At 75.7% G+C, this 24939-nt stretch carries 21 protein-coding genes; 13 read left to right on the plus strand and 8 right to left on the minus strand.

Annotated elements, in window-relative coordinates:
• Positions 1 to 91: 91 nt before the first annotated feature.
• The gene (locus tag OG335_RS00810; RefSeq protein WP_405008980.1) at positions 92 to 1117 is read right to left on the minus strand and encodes a LacI family DNA-binding transcriptional regulator; all 1026 of its coding nucleotides are present in this window, start codon (positions 1115 to 1117) and stop codon (positions 92 to 94) included.
• A gap of 273 nt (positions 1118 to 1390) precedes the next feature.
• Here OG335_RS00810 and OG335_RS00815 point away from each other — a divergent pair, with 273 nt between their 5' ends.
• Positions 1391 to 2782, plus strand: coding sequence for a GH1 family beta-glucosidase (locus tag OG335_RS00815; RefSeq protein ID WP_405008981.1), 1392 nt, complete (start codon positions 1391 to 1393; stop codon positions 2780 to 2782).
• 34 nt (positions 2783 to 2816) lie between these two features.
• Here OG335_RS00815 and OG335_RS00820 read toward each other — a convergent pair whose 3' ends face one another.
• Entirely contained in the window at positions 2817 to 3560 is a 744-nt protein-coding gene (locus tag OG335_RS00820) for a response regulator transcription factor (protein WP_405008982.1), read from the minus strand.
• A complete protein-coding gene (locus tag OG335_RS00825; protein ID WP_405008983.1) occupies positions 3533 to 4825 on the minus strand; it encodes a sensor domain-containing protein in 1293 nt (430 codons plus the stop codon). Before OG335_RS00825 ends, OG335_RS00820 begins: the two co-directional genes overlap by 28 nt.
• Before the next feature lie 157 nt (positions 4826 to 4982).
• On the opposite strand from OG335_RS00825, the gene OG335_RS00830 reads away from it, so the two are divergent.
• From OG335_RS00830 to OG335_RS00840, 3 genes are all read left to right on the plus strand, one after another.
• Positions 4983 to 6965 carry an FtsX-like permease family protein gene (locus OG335_RS00830; RefSeq protein ID WP_405008984.1) on the plus strand — a complete coding sequence of 661 codons (1983 nt, stop codon included), beginning with the start codon at positions 4983 to 4985 and terminating at the stop codon, positions 6963 to 6965.
• 93 nt (positions 6966 to 7058) lie between these two features.
• Complete coding sequence (locus OG335_RS00835; RefSeq protein WP_405008985.1) at positions 7059 to 8672, plus strand: FAD-dependent oxidoreductase; 1614 nt, start codon at positions 7059 to 7061, stop codon at positions 8670 to 8672.
• Positions 8673 to 8884: 212 nt separating this feature from the next.
• A complete protein-coding gene (locus tag OG335_RS00840) occupies positions 8885 to 10477 on the plus strand; it encodes an MFS transporter (protein ID WP_405008986.1) in 1593 nt (530 codons plus the stop codon).
• A 21-nt stretch (positions 10478 to 10498) separates the two neighbouring features.
• Here OG335_RS00840 and OG335_RS00845 read toward each other — a convergent pair whose 3' ends face one another.
• On the minus strand, positions 10499 to 10984 hold the full coding sequence (locus OG335_RS00845; protein WP_405008987.1) for a hypothetical protein: 486 nt from the start codon (positions 10982 to 10984) through the stop codon (positions 10499 to 10501).
• Positions 10985 to 11297: 313 nt separating this feature from the next.
• Between OG335_RS00845 and OG335_RS00850 the strand changes: the two genes are divergently transcribed.
• From OG335_RS00850 to OG335_RS00865, 4 genes are all read left to right on the plus strand, one after another.
• On the plus strand, positions 11298 to 11657 hold the full coding sequence (locus OG335_RS00850) for a hypothetical protein (protein WP_405008988.1): 360 nt from the start codon (positions 11298 to 11300) through the stop codon (positions 11655 to 11657).
• 275 nt (positions 11658 to 11932) lie between these two features.
• Positions 11933 to 12400 carry an ATP-binding protein gene (locus tag OG335_RS00855; RefSeq protein ID WP_405008989.1) on the plus strand — a complete coding sequence of 156 codons (468 nt, stop codon included), beginning with the start codon at positions 11933 to 11935 and terminating at the stop codon, positions 12398 to 12400.
• A gap of 147 nt (positions 12401 to 12547) precedes the next feature.
• Positions 12548 to 14389 carry a PP2C family protein-serine/threonine phosphatase gene (locus tag OG335_RS00860; protein ID WP_405008990.1) on the plus strand — a complete coding sequence of 614 codons (1842 nt, stop codon included), beginning with the start codon at positions 12548 to 12550 and terminating at the stop codon, positions 14387 to 14389.
• A complete protein-coding gene (locus tag OG335_RS00865; protein ID WP_405008991.1) occupies positions 14386 to 14802 on the plus strand; it encodes a response regulator in 417 nt (138 codons plus the stop codon). The genes OG335_RS00860 and OG335_RS00865 overlap by 4 nt, the downstream gene beginning before the upstream one ends.
• 43 nt (positions 14803 to 14845) lie before the next feature.
• Here the strand turns inward: OG335_RS00865 and OG335_RS00870 are convergent, their stop codons facing one another.
• Positions 14846 to 17299, minus strand: a complete 2454-nt coding sequence (locus OG335_RS00870) for an ATP-binding protein (protein ID WP_405008992.1) — start codon at positions 17297 to 17299, stop codon at positions 14846 to 14848.
• A gap of 274 nt (positions 17300 to 17573) precedes the next feature.
• On the opposite strand from OG335_RS00870, the gene OG335_RS00875 reads away from it, so the two are divergent.
• The 3 genes from OG335_RS00875 (at position 17574) to OG335_RS00885 (ending at position 19695) form a co-directional block, all read left to right on the plus strand.
• Positions 17574 to 17744, plus strand: coding sequence for a hydrophobic protein (locus OG335_RS00875; RefSeq protein WP_405008993.1), 171 nt, complete (start codon positions 17574 to 17576; stop codon positions 17742 to 17744).
• A 144-nt stretch (positions 17745 to 17888) separates the two neighbouring features.
• The gene (locus OG335_RS00880; protein WP_405008994.1) at positions 17889 to 18779 is read left to right on the plus strand and encodes an NAD-dependent protein deacetylase; all 891 of its coding nucleotides are present in this window, start codon (positions 17889 to 17891) and stop codon (positions 18777 to 18779) included.
• Between the two features lie 148 nt (positions 18780 to 18927).
• The gene (locus OG335_RS00885) at positions 18928 to 19695 is read left to right on the plus strand and encodes a class I SAM-dependent methyltransferase (protein WP_405008995.1); all 768 of its coding nucleotides are present in this window, start codon (positions 18928 to 18930) and stop codon (positions 19693 to 19695) included.
• Between the two features lie 180 nt (positions 19696 to 19875).
• Here the strand turns inward: OG335_RS00885 and OG335_RS00890 are convergent, their stop codons facing one another.
• Both OG335_RS00890 and OG335_RS00895 read right to left on the minus strand, forming a co-directional pair.
• Positions 19876 to 20346 carry a heme-degrading domain-containing protein gene (locus tag OG335_RS00890; RefSeq protein ID WP_405008996.1) on the minus strand — a complete coding sequence of 157 codons (471 nt, stop codon included), beginning with the start codon at positions 20344 to 20346 and terminating at the stop codon, positions 19876 to 19878.
• Entirely contained in the window at positions 20343 to 21416 is a 1074-nt protein-coding gene (locus OG335_RS00895) for a Gfo/Idh/MocA family oxidoreductase (RefSeq protein ID WP_405008997.1), read from the minus strand. Before OG335_RS00895 ends, OG335_RS00890 begins: the two co-directional genes overlap by 4 nt.
• Before the next feature lie 57 nt (positions 21417 to 21473).
• Here OG335_RS00895 and OG335_RS00900 point away from each other — a divergent pair, with 57 nt between their 5' ends.
• Complete coding sequence (locus tag OG335_RS00900) at positions 21474 to 22643, plus strand: ROK family protein (protein WP_405008998.1); 1170 nt, start codon at positions 21474 to 21476, stop codon at positions 22641 to 22643.
• 203 nt (positions 22644 to 22846) lie between these two features.
• Positions 22847 to 24379 carry an amino acid permease gene (locus OG335_RS00905; RefSeq protein ID WP_405008999.1) on the plus strand — a complete coding sequence of 511 codons (1533 nt, stop codon included), beginning with the start codon at positions 22847 to 22849 and terminating at the stop codon, positions 24377 to 24379.
• 134 nt (positions 24380 to 24513) lie between these two features.
• Here the strand turns inward: OG335_RS00905 and OG335_RS00910 are convergent, their stop codons facing one another.
• Positions 24514 to 24867, minus strand: coding sequence for a VOC family protein (locus OG335_RS00910; protein WP_405009000.1), 354 nt, complete (start codon positions 24865 to 24867; stop codon positions 24514 to 24516).
• Positions 24868 to 24939: the final 72 nt, after the last annotated feature.

Raw genomic sequence — 24939 nt, forward strand, 5'->3', positions numbered from 1 at the left:
GACAACGCTGCACCCTCGCCGCCCTCGCGGCATCCGGCGGGCCGTGGCGACCGCCCGGGCGTAGCCGCAGCGGCGGCGGCAGCGGCGGCGCTCAGACGGCGTCCGGCGGGGTCTCGCCGGATCCGCGGACGATCAGGCGGGTCGGCAGGACCACCTGTCGCGGCAGCGAGGTGTCGCCCTCCAGTCGCTCGAACAGCAGCCCGGCCGCCGTCCGCCCCAGTGTGTCCGGGTCCTGGGCGACCACGGTCAGCCCGGGCGAGAGGAGTGCGGCGAGCTCCAGGTCGTCGAACCCCACCAGCGCGGGCCGCCCGGACCGGCCCGCCAGGTACCCCAGCGCGCCCACGGTGACCCGGTTGTTCGCCGTCAGCAGCGCGGTGACCGGCTCCGGCCCCGAGGTCAGCCGGGCGACGGCGCGGGCCACGCTCCGCGGGTCGGTGGGGCCGGTGGCGATCCGGCTGTCGGTGACGGGCAGTCCGGCGTCCTCCAGCGCGGCGCGGTAGCCGCTCAGGCGTTCGGCGCACGTGTAGAGGTGCGGCAGGTCGCCGACGAAGCCGATGCGGCGGTGTCCGTGCCCGATCAGGTGCTCCACCGCCCGGCGGGCGCCGCCGACGTTGTCGCTGAGCACGACGTCCGCCTGAATGCCGGTCGCGGGACGGTCCAGGAAGACCACGGGCACCCCGGCCGCCATCTCGGGCAGCAGGTAGCGGTGGTCGTCGCCGGCCGGCACCACCAGCAGTCCGTCCACCCGGCCGGCGCACAGCGCCAGGGCGAGCTCACGCTCGCGCGGCGCGCTCTCCTCGCTCGAACCGGTGAACAGCAGCTTGCCGTGCGCCCGTGCGACCTGCTCCACCCCCCTCGACAGCGCGGAGGAGAACGGGTCGCCGATGTCCTCCAGCAGCAGGCCGATGCTGGCGGTGCTCCCGGTGCGCAGGAGCCTGGCGCTGTCGTTGCGGCGGAAGCCCAACGCGTCGATCGCCGTGCGGACCCGGATGACCATCTCCGAGCTGACGCCCGACTCGTCGTTGACGACACGGGACACGGTCTTGAGCCCGACGCCGGCCGCGGCCGCGACGTCCTTCATCGTGGGCCGGGCGGGCGGGCGGCTGCTCATGACCACCGAGCGTACGGCCCCGCGCCCTCCGCCCGGCCCCCGGGGCCGCCGCTGGGCCGACTCCGGGCCCGCGGCGGGCCGGTGGTGCGCGGGCCCGACCGCGTACGGGGGCGACACCCCCGCGAGGTGACCGCAGGCCTCTGGACAACGTTATCCGTGCACGTGAGAATCGACCGACCCACGCCGGGCCCGCGGCCGGCCGGCGTCCGCTCACCCCGCACAGCACCCGCAGCCGCCGCACCACGACGGCCGGCCGCCGACCGGAAAGCAGACCCCACCATGAGCACTCCTGCCCGCCCCGGTCCGACCGCGGGTCTCCGCTTCCCCGACGGCTTCCGCTGGGGGGCGGCCACGTCGGCGTACCAGATCGAGGGCGCCGTCGACGAGGACGGCCGGGCGCCGTCCATCTGGGACACCTTCGCCCACACGCCCGGCAGGATCGCCGACGGCGCCACCGGCGACCTGGCCGTCGACCACTACCACCGCTACCGCGAGGACGCGGCGCTCATGGGCGGGCTGGGGCTGACGGACTACCGGTTCTCCCTCTCGTGGGCCCGCCTGCAGCCGAACGGCACCGGACCGGTGAACCCCCGGGCCGTCGACTTCTACCGCAGGCTGCTCGACGCGCTCGACGAGCAGGGCGTCGAACCGATGGCCACGCTCTACCACTGGGACCTCCCGCAGGCGCTGGAGGACGCGGGCGGCTGGCGCAACCGGGACACCGCCCTGCGCTTCGCCGACTACGCGGAGCTCGTCCGCGACCACCTGGGCGACCGGCTGCCGACCGTCATCACCCTGAACGAGCCCTGGTGCTCGGCCTTCCTCGGCTACAGCAGCGGCATCCACGCCCCCGGGGTGCAGGACCCGGCCGCCTCCCTGCGCGCCGCCCACCACCTGCTGCTGGGACACGGCCTGGCGACGGAGCGGCTCCGGGCCGGCGCCAACCCGCCGCTCGTCGGTCCGGCCCCGAACTTCTACCCCGTACGCCCGCTGACGGACGACCCGCGCGACCTGGACGCCGCCCACCGGATCGACCTGCTCATGAACCGGCTGTTCCTCGAACCGATCACCCACGGAGCGTACGCGCAGGACATCCTCGACCACATCGACAGGACCGCCGGCACGGCCCACGTCCGGCCGGGGGACGAGAAGGCGATCGCCGCCCCGATCGACTTCGTCGGCGTCAACTACTACAGCACCCACACCGTCAGCGGCGGCCACCCCGCCCAGGGGCCGGGCGCCTGGCCGGGGGCCCAGGACGTCGCCTTCCACCCCGACGGCGAACGCGTCACCGCCATGGGCTGGGACGTCCACCCCGACGGGCTGCACGCCGTGCTGCGGCGCATCACCACCGACCACCCCGGTCTCCCCGTGTTCGTCACCGAGAACGGCGCCGCCTACGAGGACCTGCCCGGGCCCGACGGACACGTCGACGACCACGAGCGCATCGCCTTCCTCCGCGACCACCTCGCCGCGCTCCACCGGGCCGTCACCGAGGGCGCCGACGTCCGGGGGTACTTCCTGTGGTCCCTGCTCGACAACTTCGAGTGGGCCGAGGGCAACGGCAAGCGCTTCGGGATCGTCCGGGTCGACTACGGGACCCAGCGCCGCATCCCCAAGGCGAGCGCCGCCTGGTACGCCTCGGTGATCGCCGCCAACGGCCTGCCGTAGCCTGCGCGGCGGCCGGGCCGGGCCGTCCCCGCCGCTACGCCCGGAGGAACTCCAGCACGGCCAGCACCCGGCGGTGGGTGTCCTCGGCGGGCGGCAGGTCGAGCTTCATCAGGATGTTGCCGATGTGCTTGCCCACCGCTGCCTCCGACACCGCCAGCGCGCGGCAGATCGCCGCGTTGGAGCGGCCCTCCGCGATCAGCGCGAGCACCTCGCGCTCGCGCGGGGTCAGCCGCTCCAGCGGGTCGCGGCGCCGGCTCAGCAGGCGGCGCACCACCTCCGGGTCGACGACCGTGCCCCCGGCCGCCACCGCGGCGACCGCCTCCACGAACTCCTCGACCTGGCCGATCCGGTCCTTCAGGAGGTAGCCGACCCCGGCGCCGGTGCCGGAGTCCAGCAGCTGCGCGGCGTAGGACCGCTGGACGTACTGGCTGAGGACGAGCACCGGCAGGCCGGGGCGCTCTCCACGCAGGGCGACGGCGGCGCGCAGCCCCTCGTCGGTCTGTCCCGGCGGCATCCGGACGTCGGTGATGACGATGTCCGGCGCGTGCTCGGCGACGGCCGCGTGCAGGGCCCCGGCGTCGCCGACGGCGGCGACCACCCGGTGGCCGAACCGGGCGAGCAGGCCGACGAGGCCCTCGCGCAGCAGGACGCCGTCCTCGGCGAGGACGACGCGCAGGGAGTCCGGGCCGCTCGTGCCGCCGCGCAGGGAGTCCGGGCCGCTCGTGCCGCCGCGCAGGGAGTCCGGGCCGCTCATGCCGCCGCGCCGATCGGCGTGCACGGGATCTCCATCCGCAGCAGGGTCGGGCCTCCGGGCGGGCTGCTCAGCAGCAGGGTGCCGTCCAGCACCGAGACCCGGTCGGCCAGGCCGGTGAGGCCGGATCCGAGCGCGGGGTCGGCGCCGCCGCGGCCGTCGTCGGACACCTCGATGACGAGCAGCCCTCCGGTGTGGCGGCCGTCGACCCGGGCGGACCCGGCACCGCTGTGCTTGGCGATGTTGGCGAGCGCCTCCGACACCGCGAAGTAGCCGGCCGACTCGACGGCCGGGGGCAGCCGTCCGGGCAGCTCGAAGCCGACCTCCACGGGGACGGGCGAGCGGTCGGCGGCGTCCGTGCAGGCGTCCGGCAGGCCGTGGTCGGTGAGCACCTGCGGGTGGATCCCGTTGATCAACTCCCTGAGTTCCGCCAGGACATGGCCGGCCTCCCGGTGGGCGTCGGCGAGCCGCTCCGCGAGGGCGCTGCCCGGTTCGGCGTCCAGCCGGGCCAGACCGAGCGCCATCGCGAGCGCCACCAGCCGCTGCTGGGCGCCGTCGTGGAGGTCGCGCTCGATGCGCCGCCGCTCGGCCTCGAAGGCGTCCACCAACCGTGCGCGGGAGCTGACGAGTTCACCGATCCGCAGCTCCTGCCCGGCCGGGGCCAGCACGTTGCGGGCGAGAGCCGCCCGGCCGACCGCCGCCAGGGTCAGCGGATACCCGGCCAGCGCCAGCGCCGCGAACCCGGCGACCGTCAACGCCCCTGCCGCCCAAGGGGAGTGGACCTGCCAGAGCTTCAGCACGTTCACCTGGTCGCCGTCCGCGAGGAGCAGCGGCAGCGCGGCGATCAGGTAGCCCGGCACGGCGAGCGTGCAGCCGACGACGACCAGGTCGACCGGCCAGAGGACGAAGGCGGCCAGCACCGCGAAGCCCAGCTCCCGCCAGGTCGCCTGCTCGCGGTAACGCAGCCGGAGCCAGGCCGTCAGGCCCGGACGGCCGGGGACGAGGTGCTGCCCGCCCGGCACCGGGTCGGCCAGCCGCGCCGTGCGCAGCAGCCACCGCTCCCAGGCGGCGAACGGCAGGCCGACCAGGGCCAGCGCCGCCAGCAGCGGCAGGCCGACCAGCAGCACGGCCAGCACGCCGGCCGCCGTCGCCGCCACCAGCAGGCCCGCGCAGAGCAGCAGGCCCGCGGTACCGCTCGCCAGCAGGTAGCCCGCCGCCCGCCACGGCAGCGTGGTCCGGAGGAACGCCGGGTGTGCCAACTCCCGCCACACGCCTGCTGTTCCGTCGCGCATCCGACCCGTCCCGCTCTGCTCCGCCGTCCCGGCCCCGGCGGCCGTCGCGGCCTCCACCCTAGGCGGGAGCCGCCCCGGCCGCGGTAGGCCTGGCCCTACCTCCCGCCGTAGGGCCAGGCCTGCTGACCGGGACGTCCGCGGGCGGTTGGCTTCCGGCATGCGAATGGGAATGCTGCGCATCGCGCTGAAGTCGTTGAGGGTCCGCTGGGTGTCACTGGTCGGCGCCTTCGTCGCGCTGGCCCTGGGGGTCGCGATGACGGCGGTGATGCTGCTCGGCCTGGCCGCGGCGGTGTCGCTGCCCGGCGGCGAGGCCGTGGTGTCGCTGGTGGCGGCCCTGGGCACGGCGGGCGGGGTGAGCGCGTTCGTGTCGGCGTTCGTCGTCGCGTCGACCTTCTCGTACGTCGTCGCGCAGCGGCGGCGTGAACTCGGCCTGCTGCGGCTGGCGGGCGCCACCCGGGCCCAGGTGCGGCGGACCGTCCTCGTGGAGGCCGTCGTGCTCGGTGCGGCCGCCTCCGCGGCGGGCTGCGTGCTCGGCCGGCTCGCGGCCCCGGCGATGGTCGGGTGGCTGGCGGACGTCGGCATGGCGCCGCCCGGCTTCACGACCGGCCACCAGCAGTGGCCGCTGCACGCGGCGTTCTGGACGGGCCTGCTGGTGGCCCTGGGCGGGGTGGCCGTGGCCGCCCGGCGCGCCGGACGGTTCGGGCCGCTGGACGCGCTGCACTCGGCCGACCTGGACACCGGCGTGATGACCGGCGGCCGCCTGCTGTGGGGCCTCGGACTGCTGCTGACGGCCGCGGTCATGATCGCCTCCGGCCTGGTCACGGATCCGGCCGACCTGCTCCACCGCAAGACGTACACCGTGCAGCCGATGGTGCTGATCTCCGCCTGCGGCCTGCTCGCGCCGGTGATCGCCCGGCCGGTGCTGCGGCTGCTCGCCCACCTCCCCGCCCGCTGGACCCGCTGCGGCGGACGGCTGATCCGGGAGAACGCCTCGGCGGCGCTGCGCCGCACCGGCGCGATCGCCGCACCCGTGCTGGTGTCGGTGGCGCTGACCGGTTCGCTGGCCGGCGCGCTGGGCACCGTCGGCGAGGCCCGTGCGGCCGAGGCCCTGGCGCGCACCGCGGCCGACTTCGTCGTCACCCCGCAGGCCCGTACCACCGGCGGTCTCCCCGGCGCGCCCGGCTCACCCGCCGCGACCGCCGTGACCGCGGCGACCGCGGCGACCACCGACACGCCCACCGACGCGCTCACCGACGCGCTGCGCGCGGTGCCCGGCACGGTCGTCTCTCCCACCGGGCCCACCCGGCTCGCGATCGTCGAGGCCGACGGCACCGTCGTCCGGAGCGAGGCGCGGACGGCCGATCCCGCCGCCCTGGCCGTGGTCGCCCGGCTGCCCGTGGTCACCGGCTCGGTGGCCCGTCTCGACGACGACGGCATCGTGCTGCCCCTGGAGTGGGAGCACCGCACCGTCGGCGCGCCGGTCGAGGTCGTCCTCGCGGACGGCACCCGGAGGACCCTGCGCGTCGCCGCCGTCCTGCGCGACGGACTCGGCGACAACGGCCTGTACGTGACCGCCCGCAACGCGCCCGGCGCCCGCGTCGACCGGATCGACGTGCGGCTCGCGCCCGGCGCCGACCGTGCCACCGCCACCCGGCTCCTCGTCGGCGCCGCCGCCGCGCACGGTGCCGCCGTCGCCGACCGCGGCGACCTCCTCGCCGCGAGCGGCACGGAGAACGCCCGGATCGTCCGGCTGCGTGCCGTCCTCGTGCTCGGCCTGGCCCTGGTCTACACCGCCATCGCCCTCGTCAACACCCTGGTCATGGCGACCGCCGACCGCCGCCGCGAGCTCGCGCTGCTCCGCCTCGCCGGTGCCACCCGCAGCCAGGTGGTGCGGCTGGTCACCGCCGAGTCGGTGCTGGTCGTCGCCGTCGGCGCCGTGATCGGCTGCGGCGTGGCGGCCGTCCAGATCGGCAGCATGCACGCGGCACTGGCCCTGCTCGGGGTGCCCGCACCGGTGGCGCTGCCGTGGCAGCCGATCAGCCTGGTGACGGCGGCGTTCGCGCTGCTGGCCGTCCCGTGCGCGGCGCTGTCCACCGTGTGGGCGCTGCGCGGGCGGCCGGTCGTCGCGGCGGCGCGCTGACCCGGGGCGGGCGCACCCGGCCCGGGTCCGGCGGTGGCACCATGAAGGCATGGCCAGGTGTCCGACGAGGTCGCCCGCCGGGAGCGGTTAACGGTGCGTACGCCGCCCGCGCAGGTGGCGACCGCCGCCCCCTCCGGCCCTGCGGGCCGGACCGGCCGCGCGGGCCGGACGGACGGTGCGGGCGGTACGAGCGGCCCGGGCGGTACGAGCGGCCCGGGCGGTACGAGCGGCCCGGGCGGTACGGCCCGCGCGGGCCTGCGGGTGGCCGTGGTCGGCTCCGGCCCGGCCGGCCTGTACACCGCCGAGGCGCTGCTGAAGCAGGCTCCGGCGCAGGACGGCGGCGCCGACGGCGTCGAGGTGGACGTCCTCGAACGCCTGCCCACGCCGTACGGCCTGGTGCGCTACGGCGTGGCGCCCGACCATCCGTCGATCAGGTCGATCGCCGACCACCTGCGACAGGTCCTCGAAGACCCGCACGTCCGGTTCCTCGGCGGCCTGTGCTTCGGCACGGACCTGGATCGCGCCATGCTCCTCGACTGCTACGACGCGGTGGTGTACGCCACCGGCGCGAGCCTGGACCGGCGCCTCGGAGTGCCCGGCGAGGACCTGCCGGGGAGTGCGGCCGCGGCCGACTTCGTCCGCTGGTACTGCGGGCACCCCGACGCCGACGGGGACGGCTTCACCCTCGACGCGCGGTCCGTCGCGGTGATCGGGACGGGCAACGTCGCACTCGACGTGGCCCGGATCCTCGCCGAGCCCGCGGCCGCCCTCCGCGACACCGACGTGCCCGAGCGGGTGCTCGCCGCACTGGTGGCCAGCCGGGTCCGGGAGGTCCACGTCATCGGCCGCCGCGGCCCGGCGCAGGCCCGGTTCACCACCAGGGAGCTGCGCGCGATCGGCGAACTGCCTGGCGCCGACGTCGTCGTGGACGCGTCCGCGACCGACCTCGACGCCTTCGACCCGACCGGCGCGAGCAGCCGGCTGGCCGCGTCCGACCGCCGGATCCGCGACATCACGGCGGTGCTCGCCGGGTGGGCGGCTCGCACACCACCGGACGGCGCACTCCCGGACCACACAACCCCGGACGAACGGCACCCGGGCCTGCCTCGGCGGGTGGTGTTCCGGTTCTGGACGCGGCCGGTGGAGATCCTCGGCACCGGCCGGGTGGAGGCCCTCCTCGTCGAGCGCACCAGGACGACGGAGGCGGGCCTTCTGGTCGGCACCGGCCTGCGGACGGTGCTCCCGGTGCAGCTCGTGCTGCGGTCGGTGGGCTACCGCAGCACCCCGCTGCCCGGGGTGCCGTTCGACGAGCGCCACTCGGTCGTGCCCAACGCCGAGGGGCGGGTCCTGGGACCCGACGGCTCGCCGCGGCCGGGCGAGTACGTCGCCGGGTGGCTGAAGCGGGGGCCGACCGGGGTGATCGGCAGCAACCGGTCCGACGCGGCGCAGACCGTCCGCTCGCTCCTCGCGGACCGGGCGGCGGGTCCCGTCGGGCTGCCGTCGCCCTCCGCCGGCGCGGCGCCGCGGCTGACCGACCTGCTGGCGGAGCGCGGCGTGCGGCCCGTGAGCTACACGGAGTGGCTGGGCATCGACGAGCGAGAGCAGCAGCTCGCCGCCGAGCTGGGACGGGGCAGCCGCGTCAAGCTCTGCGACCGGGACGACCTCGACCGCGCCTGCGGACACCCGCCGCCGGGCACCGGTCGCTGAAGCGTGGGGCGCCGACCGCTGACGTGCGTCCCGCTGCCGGGGCGGCCCGTCGGCCGACCGCGCGGCCGTTCGGCAGAGCCGTACGGCGGGGCCGTTCGGCGGAGCCGGGGTGGGCGGCGCGGGTGTCGCGGCCCGGGCGGAGCCGCCCGCCCGGATAGTTGGGTGGTCCGCCCCCGGCCACCGGCCGGCCGAAGAACGGGAGCCCCGCCCCCATGGCCCACTCGACCACCGCGTCGCTCGACGGTTACTCGGAGAAACGCGGGACGGCCCTCGCCGGCATGTGCGTGGCCGCCGGCATGGTGTGGCTGTCGTTCGCGGACTTCGGCGTGGCCGTGCCGACCATCGCGGACGAGCTGGCGGTGTCGCTGCCCGATCTGCAGTGGGCCAACAACGCGTTCAGCCTCTCCACCGGCGCCCTCGTCCTCGCCGGGGGCCGGCTGGGCGACGTGTTCGGCCGCAAGCGGATGCTGGAGATCGGCCTGGTGGTGATGGGTGCCGTCTCGCTGGTGGCGGCGTTCGCTCCGGGGGTCACCGGCCTGATCGTCGGCCGTGCCGCGATGGGCGTCGGCGCCGCCATGATCCTGCCCGCCACGCTGGCGCTGATCCCGCCGATGTTCCCGCCGGAGGAGCAGCCGAAGGCGTTCGGGGCCTGGATGGCCGTCGCGTGGGTCGGGCAGGCCGCGGGCCCGGCCGTCGGCGGCGTCCTCACCGGCGTGCTCGGCTGGCGGTCGACGATCTGGATCAACGCTCCGCTGGCCCTCGTGGGCCTGTGGCTGGTGCACCGCGCGGCGGTCGAGTCGACCGACCCGCGCGCCTCGCGGCACATCGACCTGCTGGGCCTGGTCACCAGCGCCCTGGCGGCGTTCTGCCTGCTCTACGGGTGCACCGCCGGGCAGGAGGAGGGTTTCGACGACCCCGTGATCATCGGCCTGCTGGTGGGCTCGGTGGTGCTGGCCGTGGTCTTCGTGCTCCTGCAGAAGCACCTCGCCGATCCCCTCGTCGACCTCCGGCTCTTCTCGTCCCGGCCGTTCTGCGGCGCCCTCGTCGCCAACTCCGTGATGAACATCGTCTTCGCGGGCGTCAGCTTCCTGCTCACGCTGTACCTCCAGGAGGTCCGCGGGTACGGCCCGGTCACGGCGGGCCTCCTGCTGCTGCCCTCCACCGTGACGATCCTGCTGTTCAACCCGTACGGCGGCCGGGTCGCCGCCCGGCGCGGCGCCCGGCTGCCCGTGGTGGCCGGTCTGCTGCTGCTGGGCGCGGGCACGCTGATCGCGGCGATCATCGGCCGGCACTACGCGTACGCGATCCTGGCCGCCGGTCTGCTCGTGCTCGGCGCGGGCCTCGGCCTGATGTCGATCCCGCTGTCCGACACCGCGGTGGCCGGCCCGCCGGAGGAGCTCGCCGGGACGGCCTCCGGCATGTTCAAGGTGACCAGCATGCTCGGCGGCGCCTTCGGCGTGGCCGTGACGGTCGCCGTCCAGCAGGCCGTGGAGTCGCACCAGGCGGTCGACCGCGCCAAGGCAGCCGGCCTGTCGGACGCCGACGCCGACCAGCTGGGCAACGCGGTGACGGATTCGGCGCTGGCCTCCCAGATCATGTCCTCGGTGGACCAGGCCACCCGTGACGCCATCACCGCGGCCTTCCACGAGGTGCAGGCCGTCGGCACCGGCCGGGCCATCGCGCTGTCCGGCCTCCTCGCGCTGGTGGCCGCGCTGGTCATGCCGCTCGTCTGGCGCCTGGCCCCGCCCGCCCGGCGGAAGGACGCGCACGCGGCCCGCCGGGAAGAGCCCTCCACGGAGCGCTGACCGGACGGGCCGCGCACGGCGCTACCCGGCGGGCGTGACGCCCGCCCTGCCCGTCAGCGCCCGCTGGACGAGCGGCGCGTCGTGGGCGGTGGTCTCGATCCAGACCGGACGTCCCGGCACGCTCTCGTAGCGGGTCACCGTGCGCCGGACCCTCTCGGCGAACCGGTCCGGCTCGGCCGCGGTGACCACCACGACGCGGCCTCCGGCCGGCACGCCGACCTCGCGCCCCGCGCGGCGGCCGGTGAACCGCACGGACGCCGCACCCGGTTCCACCCGGAGGGTGCCGGACGAGCGGGCGTCCAGCAGGTCCAGCCGGGAATCCGTCGCCAGGCGGCACGGCACCCGCACGCCGCTGCCCCGGGTGAACGCCGCGGACCGCCGACCGGCCCGGGCCAGCGCCAACCTCGGCACGACCTGGTCACGCATCAGGCCGACCAGGAACCGCACCGGCACGTCCACCCACCGCTCCGTCCTCGCGACCGCATCCGGCGGTCCACCGTAGGGCATGCCCTTCCTCCGCCCGGCCGCGGGACCTGCTGCTTGCCTTCCGGATGGCCCGCCCGGAGAGCCGGACGGTCCGGACGCCGGATGCGGTTGCGAGGACGCAACGGTGCGTGCCCGCGTCAACCGATGCACAATCAGTGCGCGTTGCCCGCACGGGGTTCCGACCGGGACCGTCGTGTCCGGCACATCGCGCGCGTACGGGCGAGGCGGGCCGTCGGGGGCCTCCCCCGGACCGCACGCCGACGCCCGTGAAGGGGGATCAGGACGGGACGTGGACACCATCGCCTTACCACCCGCGGGTCCGTGGCCGGAGCTCGTGCACCAGCGGGCGGCCCTGGTCATGCCGCTGGGCGCCGCCCCCGCCGAGGACGGCTTCGACGCCGGGGACGGCTGGGCCCGGCAGCAGGACGGCCCGGAGTCCCTGGCCACTCCGGCTGCGGGATGGAGCGTCCTGCTGGACACGCCGCTCGTCACCGTGCAGCGGCCGGGCGGGCAGGTGTGGTGGAAGGGCGACGTGCTGGTCGGCCGCGACTGGCGGCGCGCGGCGCGCACGCACGAGGCCGTGCTCCTCGTCGCGGGGCCGTTCGCGCACCCGGCGCAGTTCCCCGCCGCGGCCGCCGCAGGGGTGCTGCGCCTGCTGGTCGCCGCGGTCACCGTCGGAGGCCCCACCTGGTAGCACCGGTCCGGTCGGCGGGACACCGGGCCGCCGCACCGCCCGCACCGCCCGTGCCGCCACCGCCGCCGCATCCGCCGGGCCGCTGCTGCGCGGGTCCTGCCGCGACCCCGCCCGGCCGACCTGCCCGTCGTGGACGGACGGTCCGCCGGAACGGGCCCACACCGTCCCCCGGACCACCGCGTGCCTTCCTTCCTTCGGGGCACACGCACGAGCAGGACCGGACACCACGGGTCGGCACGGACAGCGCGGACGGTAGGGACAGAAGGGAAGCGGCCATGCAGGAGGAAGTGATCACTGCGGATTCCGTCTCCCACACCCTGGCGCAGGCCAGACGAGTGGCCGCCGCCCACCTGCGCGCCCACTGCCCGTGGGCCGACGAGGAGGCCGTGCTGATGGTGCTCTCCGAGCTCCTGACCAACGCGGTGCGCCATGCCACCGGCGGCTGGCGGCTGGCACTGGCCGCGTTCCCGGACCGCCTCGTCGCCGACGTCGTCGACCACAGCCCGCGGATCCCGCAGCCACGCCCCCCTGACCTCACGGGAGGCGGAGGCATGGGCTGGCACCTCGCCGAACGCCTCACCACCCGGCTCGACGTCCTCCCGCACGCGGAGGGCGGCAAGACCGTCCGCGCGCTGTGGACCGCCCGGCAGCAGGTGCCGCAGGTCCCGCAGATCCCGCAGATCCCGCAGGTCCCGCAGGTCCCGCAGCAGCAGTCCGCGGCGACCAGGGGCCCGGCCGTATGACCGAACACGGGGACACCGGTCCGACGGGCGCCGCACGCCATCGTCCCCGTACGGTGCGTCGCGCCGCGTCGCACCGCGATAGGCTTCCTGACCGGTCCGGGAGTGTCCGACCGGACGGTCCGGCCGAGCGTCCGGGAGGCACGTGCAGTGAAAGAGCCGGGGTGGATCGCCGATCCCGCGGACGCCGCTCCCGCGGAGGGCTGGGCAGCCGGCCTTCACCGGTTGTGGCTCGCCGCGGACGCCGCGCCCGACGTCACCGCACTGTCCGTGGAGATCTACGACCTGCTGCTCGCCGTACCGGGTGTGCTGGTGGTGACCGGGTGCCGCTACGACGCCTCCGGACGCGCCCGCTACGTGCGCGGCAGCACCGTGGCCGGTACCACGCCCGTACAGACGCGGCGGCCGCCGGGGCGGGTCCGCACCGGCACCGGGGAGCCACGGGGGCGGCGCGAGGTGCGTGAGTTCGGGATCGCGGAGGCGGAGCGGGACGACCGGCCCGAACTCGGGGTGTGGCGGTCCGCGGGCGCGGCCCTGCTGGTCGAGTGCGTGGTGGTGCTGGAGGACGGCGACCGGGCGGCCGTCGTCGTCGGCGTGGGTCCCGGTGCGCCGCCGCCCGCCGGGCTGCACACGATGCTGGCGCAGGCCTGTGACACCGTGGACGCCTGCAACGCCAGGGTGCTGCGGGAGCGGGAGAACGACCGGCGCCAGGCCCGGGACGCCCTCCTCGCGGAGGCGTCGCTGCAGATGGACGCGTCGCTCGACATCCACGAGACGCTCCAGCGGGTGGCACGGATGGCCGTGCCCGCCGTCGCCGAGGGCTGTCTGGTCCACCTCTGGCCGCAGGGGCGGCCCGAGCTGGTCGCCGTCGCCCATCTCGCCGCCGCCGCGCAGGAGAGGCTCGCCGCCGTCGGCCGCGACGAGGCGTGGACGGGCCGCGTGCTGCGCGAGGCGACCGCCGGCCCGGGCGGACTGCTGCTGGCCGGGGCGGACCTCGCGGACGGCCCGTTCGCGCCAGGCGGCCCGGTGCCCTGCCAGGTGGTGACGGTCAACGCGCTGCGGGCCCGCGGCCGCACGCTCGGGGCCATCACCTTCGCCTACGACCGCGACCCCCGGCTGGTCCCCTCCCCCGCGTTCCTGGCCGACCTCGCCCTGCGGGCGGCGCTCGCCATCGACAACGCCACCCTCTACGAGCAGCGCCGGCTCCATGTGATGTCGCTGCAGCGCCATCTGCTGCCCGCCGCCCTGCCCCGGATGCCCGGACTCGAACTCGCCAGCGCCTACGAGGTCGGCGACGCCGGGCTCGACGTCGGCGGCGACTTCTACGACGCCGTCCCGGGCCCCGACGGCGAACTCTCGCTCGTCGTGGGGGACGTGTGCGGCCGCGGCGCGCAGGCCGCCGCCCTCACCGGTCTGGCCCGCCACACCCTGCGGACCCTGCTGGAGGACGGCTGCGCACCGGCGCCCGCCCTCGGCCGGCTGAACCGGGCCCTGCGCGCGAACGCCGCCTCACGGTTCGTCACCGCCGTGGTGGCCCGCCTCGCCCCGGTCGGCGACGGTTCGTTCCGGATGCGGACGGCGAGCGCGGGACACCCGCCCGGCTACGCCGTACGGGCCGACGGCACGGTCGAGGTGTTCAACACGGCGGGCGGCCTGCTGCTCGGCGTCCTCGACGACCACGAGGTCGCCGAGACCCGGTGCCACCTGCGGCCCGGCGACACCGCCGTCCTGCTGACCGACGGGGTGACGGAGTCCCGCTCGGCCGACGGCACCTTCTTCGAGGAACGGCTGCCCGGGGTGCTCGCGGGTCTCGCCGGGCTGGCGCCGGAGAAACTGGTGACGGAACTGGCCCGCGCCGCACTCGCCTTCCGCACCACCGGGGCGGACGACATGGCCGTCCTGGCCGTACGGGTGACCCCCACCGGCCCCACGGACCGCACGGACCGCACGGACCCCACGGACCCCACCGACGACGGGCAGGGAGCGCGATGACGCCGCAGGAGGGTCTGGTCCTCGTGGTGGAGGACTCGGAGGAGGACGCGGAGGCCGTCGAACGCGCGCTCGGCCGCTCGCACCCGCTGGTGCGCCTGGAGTTCGCGACCTACCCGGACACGGTCGTGCCGAGGCTGCTGGACACCGCGGCGGAGCGCCCCGCCCTGGTGCTGCTCGACCTGAACCTCCCGGGCCGCGGTGGCCACGCGCTGCTCCGCGACATCCGGGCTCGGGCCGAGCTGGCCGGGCTGCCGGTGGTCGTCTTCACCTCGTCGACGGCCCCCGCCGAGGTGGACGCCTGCTACGCGGCCGGGGCGGACAGCTACGTCTTCAAGCCCCTCAACTTCGAGCTCTTCCGGACGGTTCTCGGCAGCGCCGTCGACTTCTGGCTCACCGGCCCCCCGGAGGACTGACCGGGGGGCCATGGCCCGGGCCGTGACCCGGCCCACTGGCCGTTCAGGCTCCCGGGCCCACGGGCGCGTCCGGGTCACCAGGCGCGTCCGGGTTTCCGGGCACGTCCGGAACGTCCGCGGGTGCCGGGTCGGACGGCGCCCCGTCGCCCTCCTGCAGCGTGAAACAGACGGACGTGCCACCGGAGGGCGGGCTCTCCAGCCAGATCCGGCCGCCGTGCCGCTCCACGATGCGCCGCACGATGGCCAGCCCGGCACCGGATCCGCCGCCCCGCTCGTCGCGTCGGTGGAGCCGGCGGAAGAGCCCGAAGACCTCGTCCTGCTGGTCCTCCGGCACCCCGATGCCGTTGTCGCGCACCACCACCGTCTCCAACGGTCCGCCGCCCTCCGGCGGGATCCGCTCCTCCACACCGACGAAGACCGTCCGCGGCACCTGCTCGCCCGCGTACTTCGCGGCGTTCACCAGCAGGTTGACCAGCACCTCCTGCAGGCGGTCCGGGTCGGCGGACAGCACCGGCAGCCGGCCCCGCAGCACGGACACGCCCTGCTCGGCCAGCCGCTCGCCGGCGATCTCCAGCGCCTCCCGCAGCGAGTCCTCCAGCGGCACCGGCCCGCGGCTGAGCCCGCCCGTCCCGACCTGCGAGTAGTGGAGCAGCGAGTCGAGCAGGCCGTTCATCCGGGCGGCGAGCCGCTGCACGGTGTGCAGCCGGCGGCGGCTGACCGCGTCCAGTGCGCCGGCGGCGTCCTCCATGATGAAACTCGCTGCGTTCGAGATGCCGCGCAGCGGTTCCTTGAGGTCGTGGGCGGCGGCGTGCGCGAACGCGTCGAGGTCGGCGTTGCTGCGGGCGAGGCGCCGGTTGAGCTCGGCCGTCCAGGCGGCGTGGCGCAGCATCAGGCCGGAGACGGTCCGGCTCACCGCCCGGGCGGTCGCCGTGTCGACGTCCGTCCAGGGCCTGCTCCGGCCGCGGACGGTCGCGCGGAAGACCGCGGAGGAGCCGCGCGGGGTGAGGCGTTCGCCGTGCTGCCCCAGGCGCACCGGCAGGGCCGGGTCCGCGGCCCAGCGGCGGGTCACCGGCCACTCGCCGCGGTGCCAGGCGATCAGGCTGCCCTCGCCCGCGAAGGGCAGCAGCAGCACACCGGCCGGCGTGCCGGGGGCGGGTTCGGCATCGGGCCCGTCGGCCTCCGCCAGCCGGTCGGTCGCCCACAGCTCGCCCGGGCGCAGGCTCCCGGCGAGGGCGTGCAGCCGTTCGGTGAACCCGGCCGGGACGTCCTGCCCCGCGGTGGTCGTCCCGCCCTCGTGGGAGACGACCACGCCGTCCGCCTCGACGAGGGCGAGGAGGCCGTCGATGCGTCCGCGCAGCGTGCCGGGGTGCGGGTCGGACGGTTCGCCGAGCAGCTCGGTGATCGCCGTGCGGCTGCGGTCGAGCGCCGCCACGCGCTCGCGGTCGGCGAGGGCGGCCAGCTGGACGGAGAGCGCGGCGCCGAACAGCTCGCAGGCCGTACGGACGTCGGGCGACAGCCAGCGCGGCTCGCTGCCGTGGCACGCGATCAGCCCCCACAGCTCGTCGTCGCACAGGACCGACACCGACATCGAGGAACGGACCCGGATGTTGCGCAGGTACTCGAGGTGGAACTCCGACACCGTCCGCAGGGCCGCGGAGGAGAGGTCCAGCGGTGCGCCCGTCGACGGGCGGGTGGGCGGGTGCAGGCCGACCGTGCGGTCGTCGACGTCGCCGATCACGCGGATCCAGTTCCGTCGGTACAGCCGCCGGGCCTGCGGGGGGATGTCGCTGGCCGGGAACCACAGGCCGAGCCAGGGTTCGAACCCGTCCGCGATGTCCTCGGCGACGACCTCGCCCGGCCCGTCCGCGTCCTCGAAGCGGTAGGCGACGACGCGCTCGTACCCCGTGAGCGCCCGCACCTCGCGTACGGCGGCCGCGCAGCACTCGCCGACGGTCGCGGCCCGACGGATGCGCACCAGCGACTGCTGGATGCGGCGGTGGAAGGCGGGGTCGGGCGGGGCCGCGTCCGCGGCGGGCTCCAGCTCCAGGACGAGCAGGCCGTCGCGGAGGTGCACCGTGGCCTCGAAGGACCCGGCCGGTGCACCTCCCGAGGAGCCGGAACCGGGAGCGGGAGCGGGACCGGGACCGGAAGCGGGATCGGGGCGCGGGCCCGGGCGGACCCGGCCCGGCAGGAGTACGGCAGCGTCGCCGGCCTCGGCGGCGAGGTCCGCGGCCTCGGCCAGCACGTCCGCGCCGAGCAGGTCGGCGGCGGCGCGGCCGAGCAGGTCGTCCGGCGCGACACCGAGCAGGTCGGCGGTGTTGCCGGACACGGTGTCGATCAGGCCGGTCACCCGGTCGACGGCCAGCAGCACACCGAACGACTGCACCCCGCCGAGCAGGTGGATCGGCTCACGGACGCACTCCGTGAGGTCGAAGCCGCCGCCGGCGGCGCCCTCGGCGTCCCGCGCCCGGTCGGACAGCCAGTCACCGTTTCCCACGGATCAGCTCACTCCTCGTACCTCGTACCTCGGCCGCATCGCCCCGTCAGGGGCAGCAGGGCAGGTCTCGCACCGTAACAGCAGCCGCACGCGCTGCCACGGCCCGTGCGCCGCGCCGCGCTGTGCCGGGCCGGTGCCGGGCCGTGCCGTGCCGTGCCGGTGCACGTGGGCGGGGTGTCTGCCCCGGATCCCGTCGAAGATTCCCCCGCATGTCACGACCGGGGACGGGCAGCAGGACTCCCGTCACACGATCACCACCGGCAAGGAGTTCCCCGTGCTTCCTCTCGTCCTCGTCCTGCTGCTCGCCGTCCTGCTGTTCGGCCTCGGTTTCGCCGTCAAGGCGCTGTGGTGGATAGCCGTCATCGTCCTGGTCCTCTGGCTGCTCGGCTTCGTCGCCCGCGGCACCAACGCCGGCGGCTCGCGCGGCCGCTGGTACCGCTGGTAACACCTCACCACGACGGCCGCCGGGCCGGGGCGCCACCGCTGTCGGCGGTGCCCCGGCCCGGCGGCGTGCTGCTGCTGCTGCTGCAGAATCGGCGATCTGCCGACCCGGGCCGGGGACCGGCCCCGGGCGATCTACCCTGTCGGTATGCAGATCCCCCCGCTGCCCGACGGACCCGCCCACGACGACCCCGCACCGCGGACCGCCGGCCTGGAGGAGATCCGCCGGCTGCTGGCCGGGCGCGGCGTCGCCGTCCTCAGCGGAGCCGGGCTGTCCACCGAGTCCGGCATCCCCGACTACCGCGGTGCCACCGGAAGCCGGCGCCGCCAGCCGCCCATGACGTACCAGGACTTCGTCAGCAGCGAGGAGGGCCGTCGCCGCTACTGGGCACGCAGTCACGCCGGGTGGCGGACGATCGCGCGCGCCGAGCCGAACGCCGGGCACCGGGCCGTCGAGGAGCTGCGCCGCTCCGGCCACGTGACGGCCGTGATCACCCAGAACGTCGACGGCCTGCACCGGGCGGCCGGCACCCCCGACGCCGTGGAGCTGCACGGCGGACTCGACCGCGTCATCTGCCTGGGATGCGGGCGCACCAGCCCGCGCGAGGACCTCGACGTGCGCCTGAGCGCGCTGAACGGCGCCGCGCGGGACACCGGCGCCCGCGTCAACCCGGACGGCGACGTCGAACTGCCGGACGCGCTCGTGGAGAACTTCCGCATCGCCCCGTGCGCGGCGTGCGGCGGGATCCTCAAGCCGGACGTGGTCTTCTTCGGCGAGAGCGTCCCGAAGCCCCGCGTCGAGCGCTGCTTCGACCTGGTCGACGCCGCCCGCGCGCTCCTCGTGCTCGGGTCGTCCCTCACCGTCATGTCGGGCCTGCGGTTCGTCCGCCGCGCGGCACGCAACGGCACACCCGTGGCGATCGTCAACCAGGGCGCGACCCGTGGCGACACCTTCGCCGCCGCCACGGTCTCGCTGCCCCTCGGCGCGGCCCTGACCACCCTCGCGGAGCACCTGGGCACGGCCCCGACCGTCCGGTGACCGACCCGGGCCGTCCCCCTGCGCGGCCGGCCCTGGTCGCGCAGGGGGACGGCCCGGGGCCGTGCCGGTGAGCCGTACGGGGCGTCGGGACCGCTGGCGGGGTGGAGGTCCGGGCCGTGACGGTACGGCTCGTGCCAGGATGCTCGGCATGTCTGGTCGCGCACTGAGCTTCGGAACGATGGCGGATGCGTACGAGCGGTTCCGGCCGGGGTATCCCGTGGAGCTTTTCGACAGGGTGGCGGCGTACGCGGGTCGGCCGGTACGGACCGCCCTCGAAATCGGCGCGGGGACGGGCAAGGCGACCCGCCTGTTCGCCGGGCAGGGGGTCGCGGTCACCGCGACCGAGCCCGACGGGGCGATGCTCGCCGTGCTGCGCACGCACGTTCCGGCAGGCGTCAGGACGGTGCAGGCCGCGTTCGAGGACCTGCGGCCCGGCGAGAGGTACGGGCTGGTCTTCGCCGCGGCGGCGCTGCACTGGACGAGTCCGGAGGGCCGGTGGTCGCGCATCGCCGGGCTGCTGGAGCCGGGGGGCGTGTTCGCCTCGTTCGGCGGGCCGATCCAGCTGACCGACCCCGCCGTCGAGGAGGCCGTCCGCGCGGCGCGCGCACCCTTTCTGGAGAGCGACGAGGTGCCGTCCCCGGACGGCACGCCTCCGGGGCACGACATGCAGTGGCCGGGTACGGAGCTCCAACGGTCCGAGTGGTTCACCGACGTTCAGCAGTCCGTGGTCGAAAGGCATTCGACCATGAGTGCGCACGACTACGTCGGCCAGCTCTCGACCATCTCGGCCTATCTCGTGCTGCCGGCCCCGCAGCGGGAGCGGGCCTTCGGGGAGATCCTGCGGGTGCTGCCCGGGACGGTTCGGGTCGCCGCCGACCTGACGGTCCATCTCGCCCGCCGACGCCACGAGCCGTAGGAAGCCGGTGTGTGCGCGGGGGCGGGTCCGGGCTTGCTTCGGCACCTCGCCGTGGCTGAGGACGAGCAGCGAACGGCGAGCAGCGAGCAGCGAACGGCGAGCCCCGCGGGGCCGACGGGCTCGTCCCCGACCCCGTGGGGCGGGGGACGAGCGGGTCCGGTCGCCGGGCGGGCCGGTCGGTCACCCCGGCAGGTCGGCCTCCAGGTAGCGTTCGAGCCCTTCGACCACCAGCTTGTGGTCGTCCAGTTGCGGCAGGCCGGAGATCGCGACGGTGCCGACCGGTCCCACGTGTGCGACGACGATCGGGAAGGCGCCGCCGTGGGCCGCGTAGCGGTCCGGGTCCAGGCGGGACTTCTCCTCGAAGGTGCCGCCCGCGTCGCGGAAGCGCTGGCCGACGAGGTAGGAGCTGGACCCGTACCGCCGCACCACGCGGGTCTTCCGTTCGATCCACGCGTCGTTGTCCGCGCTGGTGCCGGGCAGGGCGAAGTGGAAGAGCTGCTGCTCGCCGCGGCGGATGTCGACGGTGACGGGCAGTTCGCGCTCCCGGGCGAGTTCCACCAGCAGGCAGCCGAGCAGCCAGGCGTCCTCGTTGGTGAAGCGGGTGAACTGCAGACGGCGTTCCTGCTCGACGAGTTCGGCGGTGGTCGTCACAGCCGCACCGTCCGGCCCTCGGCGGCGGAGCGGCTCGCCGCCTCCAGCACGGTGAGGGCGGAGACGGCCTCGCGCGCCTCGACCGGCGCCGGGGCGCGGCCGTGCAGGGCTTCCACGACGCCCGCGTAGTAGTTCTGGTAGGCGCCCGGCAGGGTGGGGTGGGCGACCGCGCCGTCCACCGTGCCCAGCTGCCCGTACTCGGACTCCGGGGTGACGCCCCATCCCTCGTCGGCGGGCGTGCGTCCGGCCCGGAGGGCGTCCTCCTGGCCGTCGAGGCCGCGGCTCGTGTAGGCGGCCTCGCTGCCCAGCACCCGGAAGCGCGGGCCGAGGTCGGCGGCGGTCGCACTCATCCACAGGTGGGAGCGGGTGCCGTCGGCGTGGGTGAGCGCGACGAAGGAGTCGTCGTCGACGGCCGCACCGTCGCGGCGGACGTCCAGTTCGGCGTAGACGGACGCGGCCGGGCCGAAGAGCGTGAGGGCCTGGTCGACCAGGTGGCTGCCCAGGTCGTAGAGGAGTCCTCCGACCTCGGCGGGATCGCCGAGTTCGCGCCAGCCGCCCTTGAGCCGGGGCCGCCAGCGCTCGAACCGCGATTCGAAGCGGTGCACGCGGCCCAGCTTGCCCGACCGGACGAGCTCGCCGACGGTCAGGAAGTCGCCGTCCCAGCGCCGGTTCTGGAAGACGCTCAGCAGCAGGCCGCGTGACTCGGCGAGGTCGGCCAGTGCCGCGCCCTCGGTCGCCGTCGCCGCCAGCGGCTTGTCGACGACGACGGGGACGCCGGCCCGGAGCGCGGCGGTGGCGAGGGGGATGTGGGTGCGGTTGGGCGAGGCGACGACCACCAGGTCGAGGCCGAGCGGCCAGAGTTCGTCGGTGGTCGAGAGCAACTGCACCCCGGGGTACCGGGCCGCGGCCTGCTCGCGCCGTTCCGGGTCCGTGGTGACGACGGCGGCCAGGTGCAGCCCGGGGGTGGTGGCGATGAGGGGTGCGTGGAAGACGGAGCCCGCGATCCCGTAGCCGATCAGGCCGACGCGGAACGGCGCGGCAGAGGGGGTGTTCGGAGTGCTGTTTGCCATGGGGTCCAGTTAAACAACAGTGTGGATTAAGTCGCAAGCGTGTCGCATAATCGATCCGTGACCTCCCGCTCCCCCGACCCCGCAGCAGGCTCCCCGCCGGGCACCCCGCCGGACCCCGCACCGCGCACCTCCCCCGTGCCGGGCCGGCCGGCCGGTCCCGGCGCGGCGCCCATCGCGCCTTCCGGCGCGAACCTCTCCACGCTCAGGGACCACAACGCGGCCGCGGTGCTGGCGCTGGTCCGGGCGGCCGGCCCGGCGGGGACCAGCAGGGTCGAGCTCGCCCGCGAGTCCGGTCTGACCGCGCAGGCGATCAGCAAGATCGTGCACCGGCTGACCGGGGACGGCCTGCTCGTGGAGGCGCACCGCGGCGCGTCGACCGGCGGGAAGCCGCCCACGCTGCTGTCCCTCGTGCCCGAGGCCCGCTGGGCCGTCGGTGTCCAGCTCGGCCGTGACACGCTCACGGTGCTCCGCGCGGACCTGACCGGGCGGGCGGCCGCGGTGCGCCGGCTGCCGATCGACCTCGCCGCCTGGGGCCCGGCCCGCGTGCTCGACCTGCTGGCCGAGCAGGTCGACCTGCTGCTCTCCGGCCTGCCGCGGGCCGACGTGCTCGGTGTCGGTGTGGCGCTGCCCGGCCCGCTCGACCAGCACGCGGGGGTCCTGCACCAGGTCACCGGCATGCGGGCCTGGGACGGGCTTCCGCTCCGCGACGAGATCGCCCGGCGCCTCGGCCTGCCCGGGCTCATCGAGAAGGACAGCACGGCGGGCGTGCTCAGCGGCCTCGGCTCGCCGAACCGGGCGTTCGTCCACCTCGACCAGGGACTCGGCGCGGGCCTCGTCCTGGGCGGTGCGGTGCAGCGCGGCGCCCGCACCAACGCCGGCGAGTTCGGCCACCAGGTCCTCGACCCCGCGGGCCCCCGCTGCCGCTGCGGCAGCACCGGCTGCGTCGAGGCGCTCTGGGCCGCCGCGGCCACACCCGAGGCGGCGGCCGGCGTCCTCGGCGAGGCCCTCGCCAACCTCGTCCGGCTCCTCGACCTGGACGAGATCGTCCTCGGCGGCCGCGAGGTCCTGGACGCCCCGGAGGTCTACCTCGCCGGGATCCGCCGCGTCCTCACCGCCCGCCTGCCGGATCCCGCCTGGCAGTCCGTCACCGTCTCCGTCGCCCCGTCCGGTCCGGACGCCGTCGCCCTCGGCGCCGCCGGGCTGATCCTGGCGCGGGTCTTCGGCTGACGCCGTCCCGGGCCCGGCGGGGGCCGAGGGCCCGCACGGGCCCCGGCGGAGCGCCGGGCCACCGTCTGGGAGACCGGCGGGCGACACCTCCGGGGCGCTCCACCAGGGCCGTCCGTGGGGTTTTCGGCCGCAGCCGGGCCACGGCACGGCGTGCGGGCGGTCCGGCGGGGTACGCGTCACGCGGACAACGCCAGGAGGCCCAGATGACCAGCGAGCCCCGACCCGGACACCGGCTGCTACGCAGCCTCGTCCGGACCAAGCCCGTCGAGCAGTCGATCGCCGACACCGAGGAGCCGGAGCACGCGCTCCGCCGCTCGCTCTCCGCGCTCGACCTGACCGTGTTCGGCGTCGGTGTCATCATCGGCACCGGCATCTTCGTGCTGACCGGCACCGCCGCGAAGAACCACGCGGGGCCGGCCGTCGCGGTGTCGTTCGCCGTCGCCGGCGTGGTGTGCGCGCTCGCGGCGCTCTGCTACGCCGAGCTGGCCTCCACCGTGCCGGTGGCGGGGTCGGCCTACACGTTCGCGTTCGCCACGATCGGCGAGCTGCCGGCCTGGATCATCGGCTGGGACCTGGTGCTGGAGCTGGCGCTCGGCGCGGCGGTGGTGGCGGTCGGATGGTCGGGCTACGTGCAGTCGCTGCTGGAGAGCGCCGGGGTGACCCTGCCGCACGCGATCTCCGGCGCGTCGACCGGCGGGTGGAGCTTCAACCTGCCGGCGACCCTGCTGGTCGTGGTGCTGACCGCGGTGATCCTGGCCGGCATGCACCTGTCGGCCGAGGTCACCCGGGTCATCGTCGGCATCAAGGTGCTCGTGGTGCTGATCGTCATCGTGGCCGGGCTGTTCTTCGTCAAGGCCGCCAACTACACGCCGTTCGTCCCGCCGGCCCGTGCCGCGGAGAGGACGTCGGGCGGTGCGGCGCCGCTCGTCGAGGCGGTCTTCGGCTACACCCCGACGGACTTCGGGGTGATGGGCATCTTCACGGCCGCCGCGGTGGTCTTCTTCGCCTTCATCGGCTTCGACGTCGTGGCGACGGCCGCCGAGGAGACCCGCAACCCGCAGCGCGACGTACCGCGCGGCATCATCGGGTCGCTGCTGATCTGCACCGTGCTCTACATGGCCGTCTCGGTGGTCGTGACGGGCATGCAGAAGTACACCGAGCTGTCGGACGACGCGCCGCTGTCGGACGCGTTCAAGGCGGTCCGCCAGGAAGCGTTCGCCGACATCATCAACGTCGGGGCGGTAGCGGGCCTCACCTCGGTCACGATGATCCTGCTGCTCGGTCAGAGCCGGGTGTTCTTCGCGATGAGCCGCGACGGGCTGCTGCCGCGCACCTTCTCCACCGTCAACCCGAGGTTCGGCACGCCGTCGAGGGCGATCGTGCTGCTGGGTGCGGTGGTGGCGGTGCTGGCCGGGCTGATCCCGCTGGAGGAGCTGTCCGAGCTGGTCAACATCGGCACGCTGTTCGCCTTCGTGGTGGTCTCGATCGGGGTGGTGGTGCTCCGCAGGACCCGGCCGGACCTGCCCCGCTCGTTCCGCTGCCCGTGGGTGCCCGTGCTTCCGGTGCTCTCGGTGCTGGCGTGCCTCTGGCTGATGGTCAACCTGCCGGTCGCGACCTGGTGGCGGTTCCTGATCTGGATGGCGGTCGGCGTGGCCGTCTACGCCTTCTACGGGCGCACCCACAGCCGGATCGGCGATCCGGACCGGGCCCGGACCGGGACGCCCGGCCGGGGCTGACACGGCGTCGGAAGGCGCCCGGCCGGGGCTGACGCAGCGTCGGGAGCCGCACGGCCCCGCGCGGGCCCGGCCGAGGTGCACACCCCGGGAGCCCGCCCGGCCACCGGCACGTCACCGACCGCGTGACGGCGTGGTCAGCTGGGCTGCCACAGCTCGACCCGGTTGCCCTCGGGATCGGTGACCCAGCCGAAGCGGCCGACGCCCTCCATGTCCTGGGTCTCCCCGGCCACGTCCGCGCCCCTGGCGCGCAGTTGCGCGAGCATCGCGTCCAGGTCGCGGACCCGGAAGTTGACCATCGTCTGCTGCGCGCGGGAGCCGAAGTAGTCGGTCCCGGAGTCGAACGCCGCGAACACCGTGGCCCCGGCCTCCTGCCGCCAGAGGCCGTTGTCGTCGGCGTCGAGGCCCAGGCACTCGCGGTACCAGGCGCCCAGGGCCTCCGGGTCCGCGGCCCGCATGAAGTATCCGCCGATTCCGAGCACACGTTCCATGGCGCCATCCTGCCAGGACCGCGGGCGCCCGTCCCGCGCGTCGTCCGGATCACGGCGGAACCGGTCGGCCGT

It is taken from the genome of Kitasatospora sp. NBC_01539, assembly GCF_045040525.1.
In the GTDB taxonomy this organism is placed as follows: domain Bacteria; phylum Actinomycetota; class Actinomycetes; order Streptomycetales; family Streptomycetaceae; genus Kitasatospora.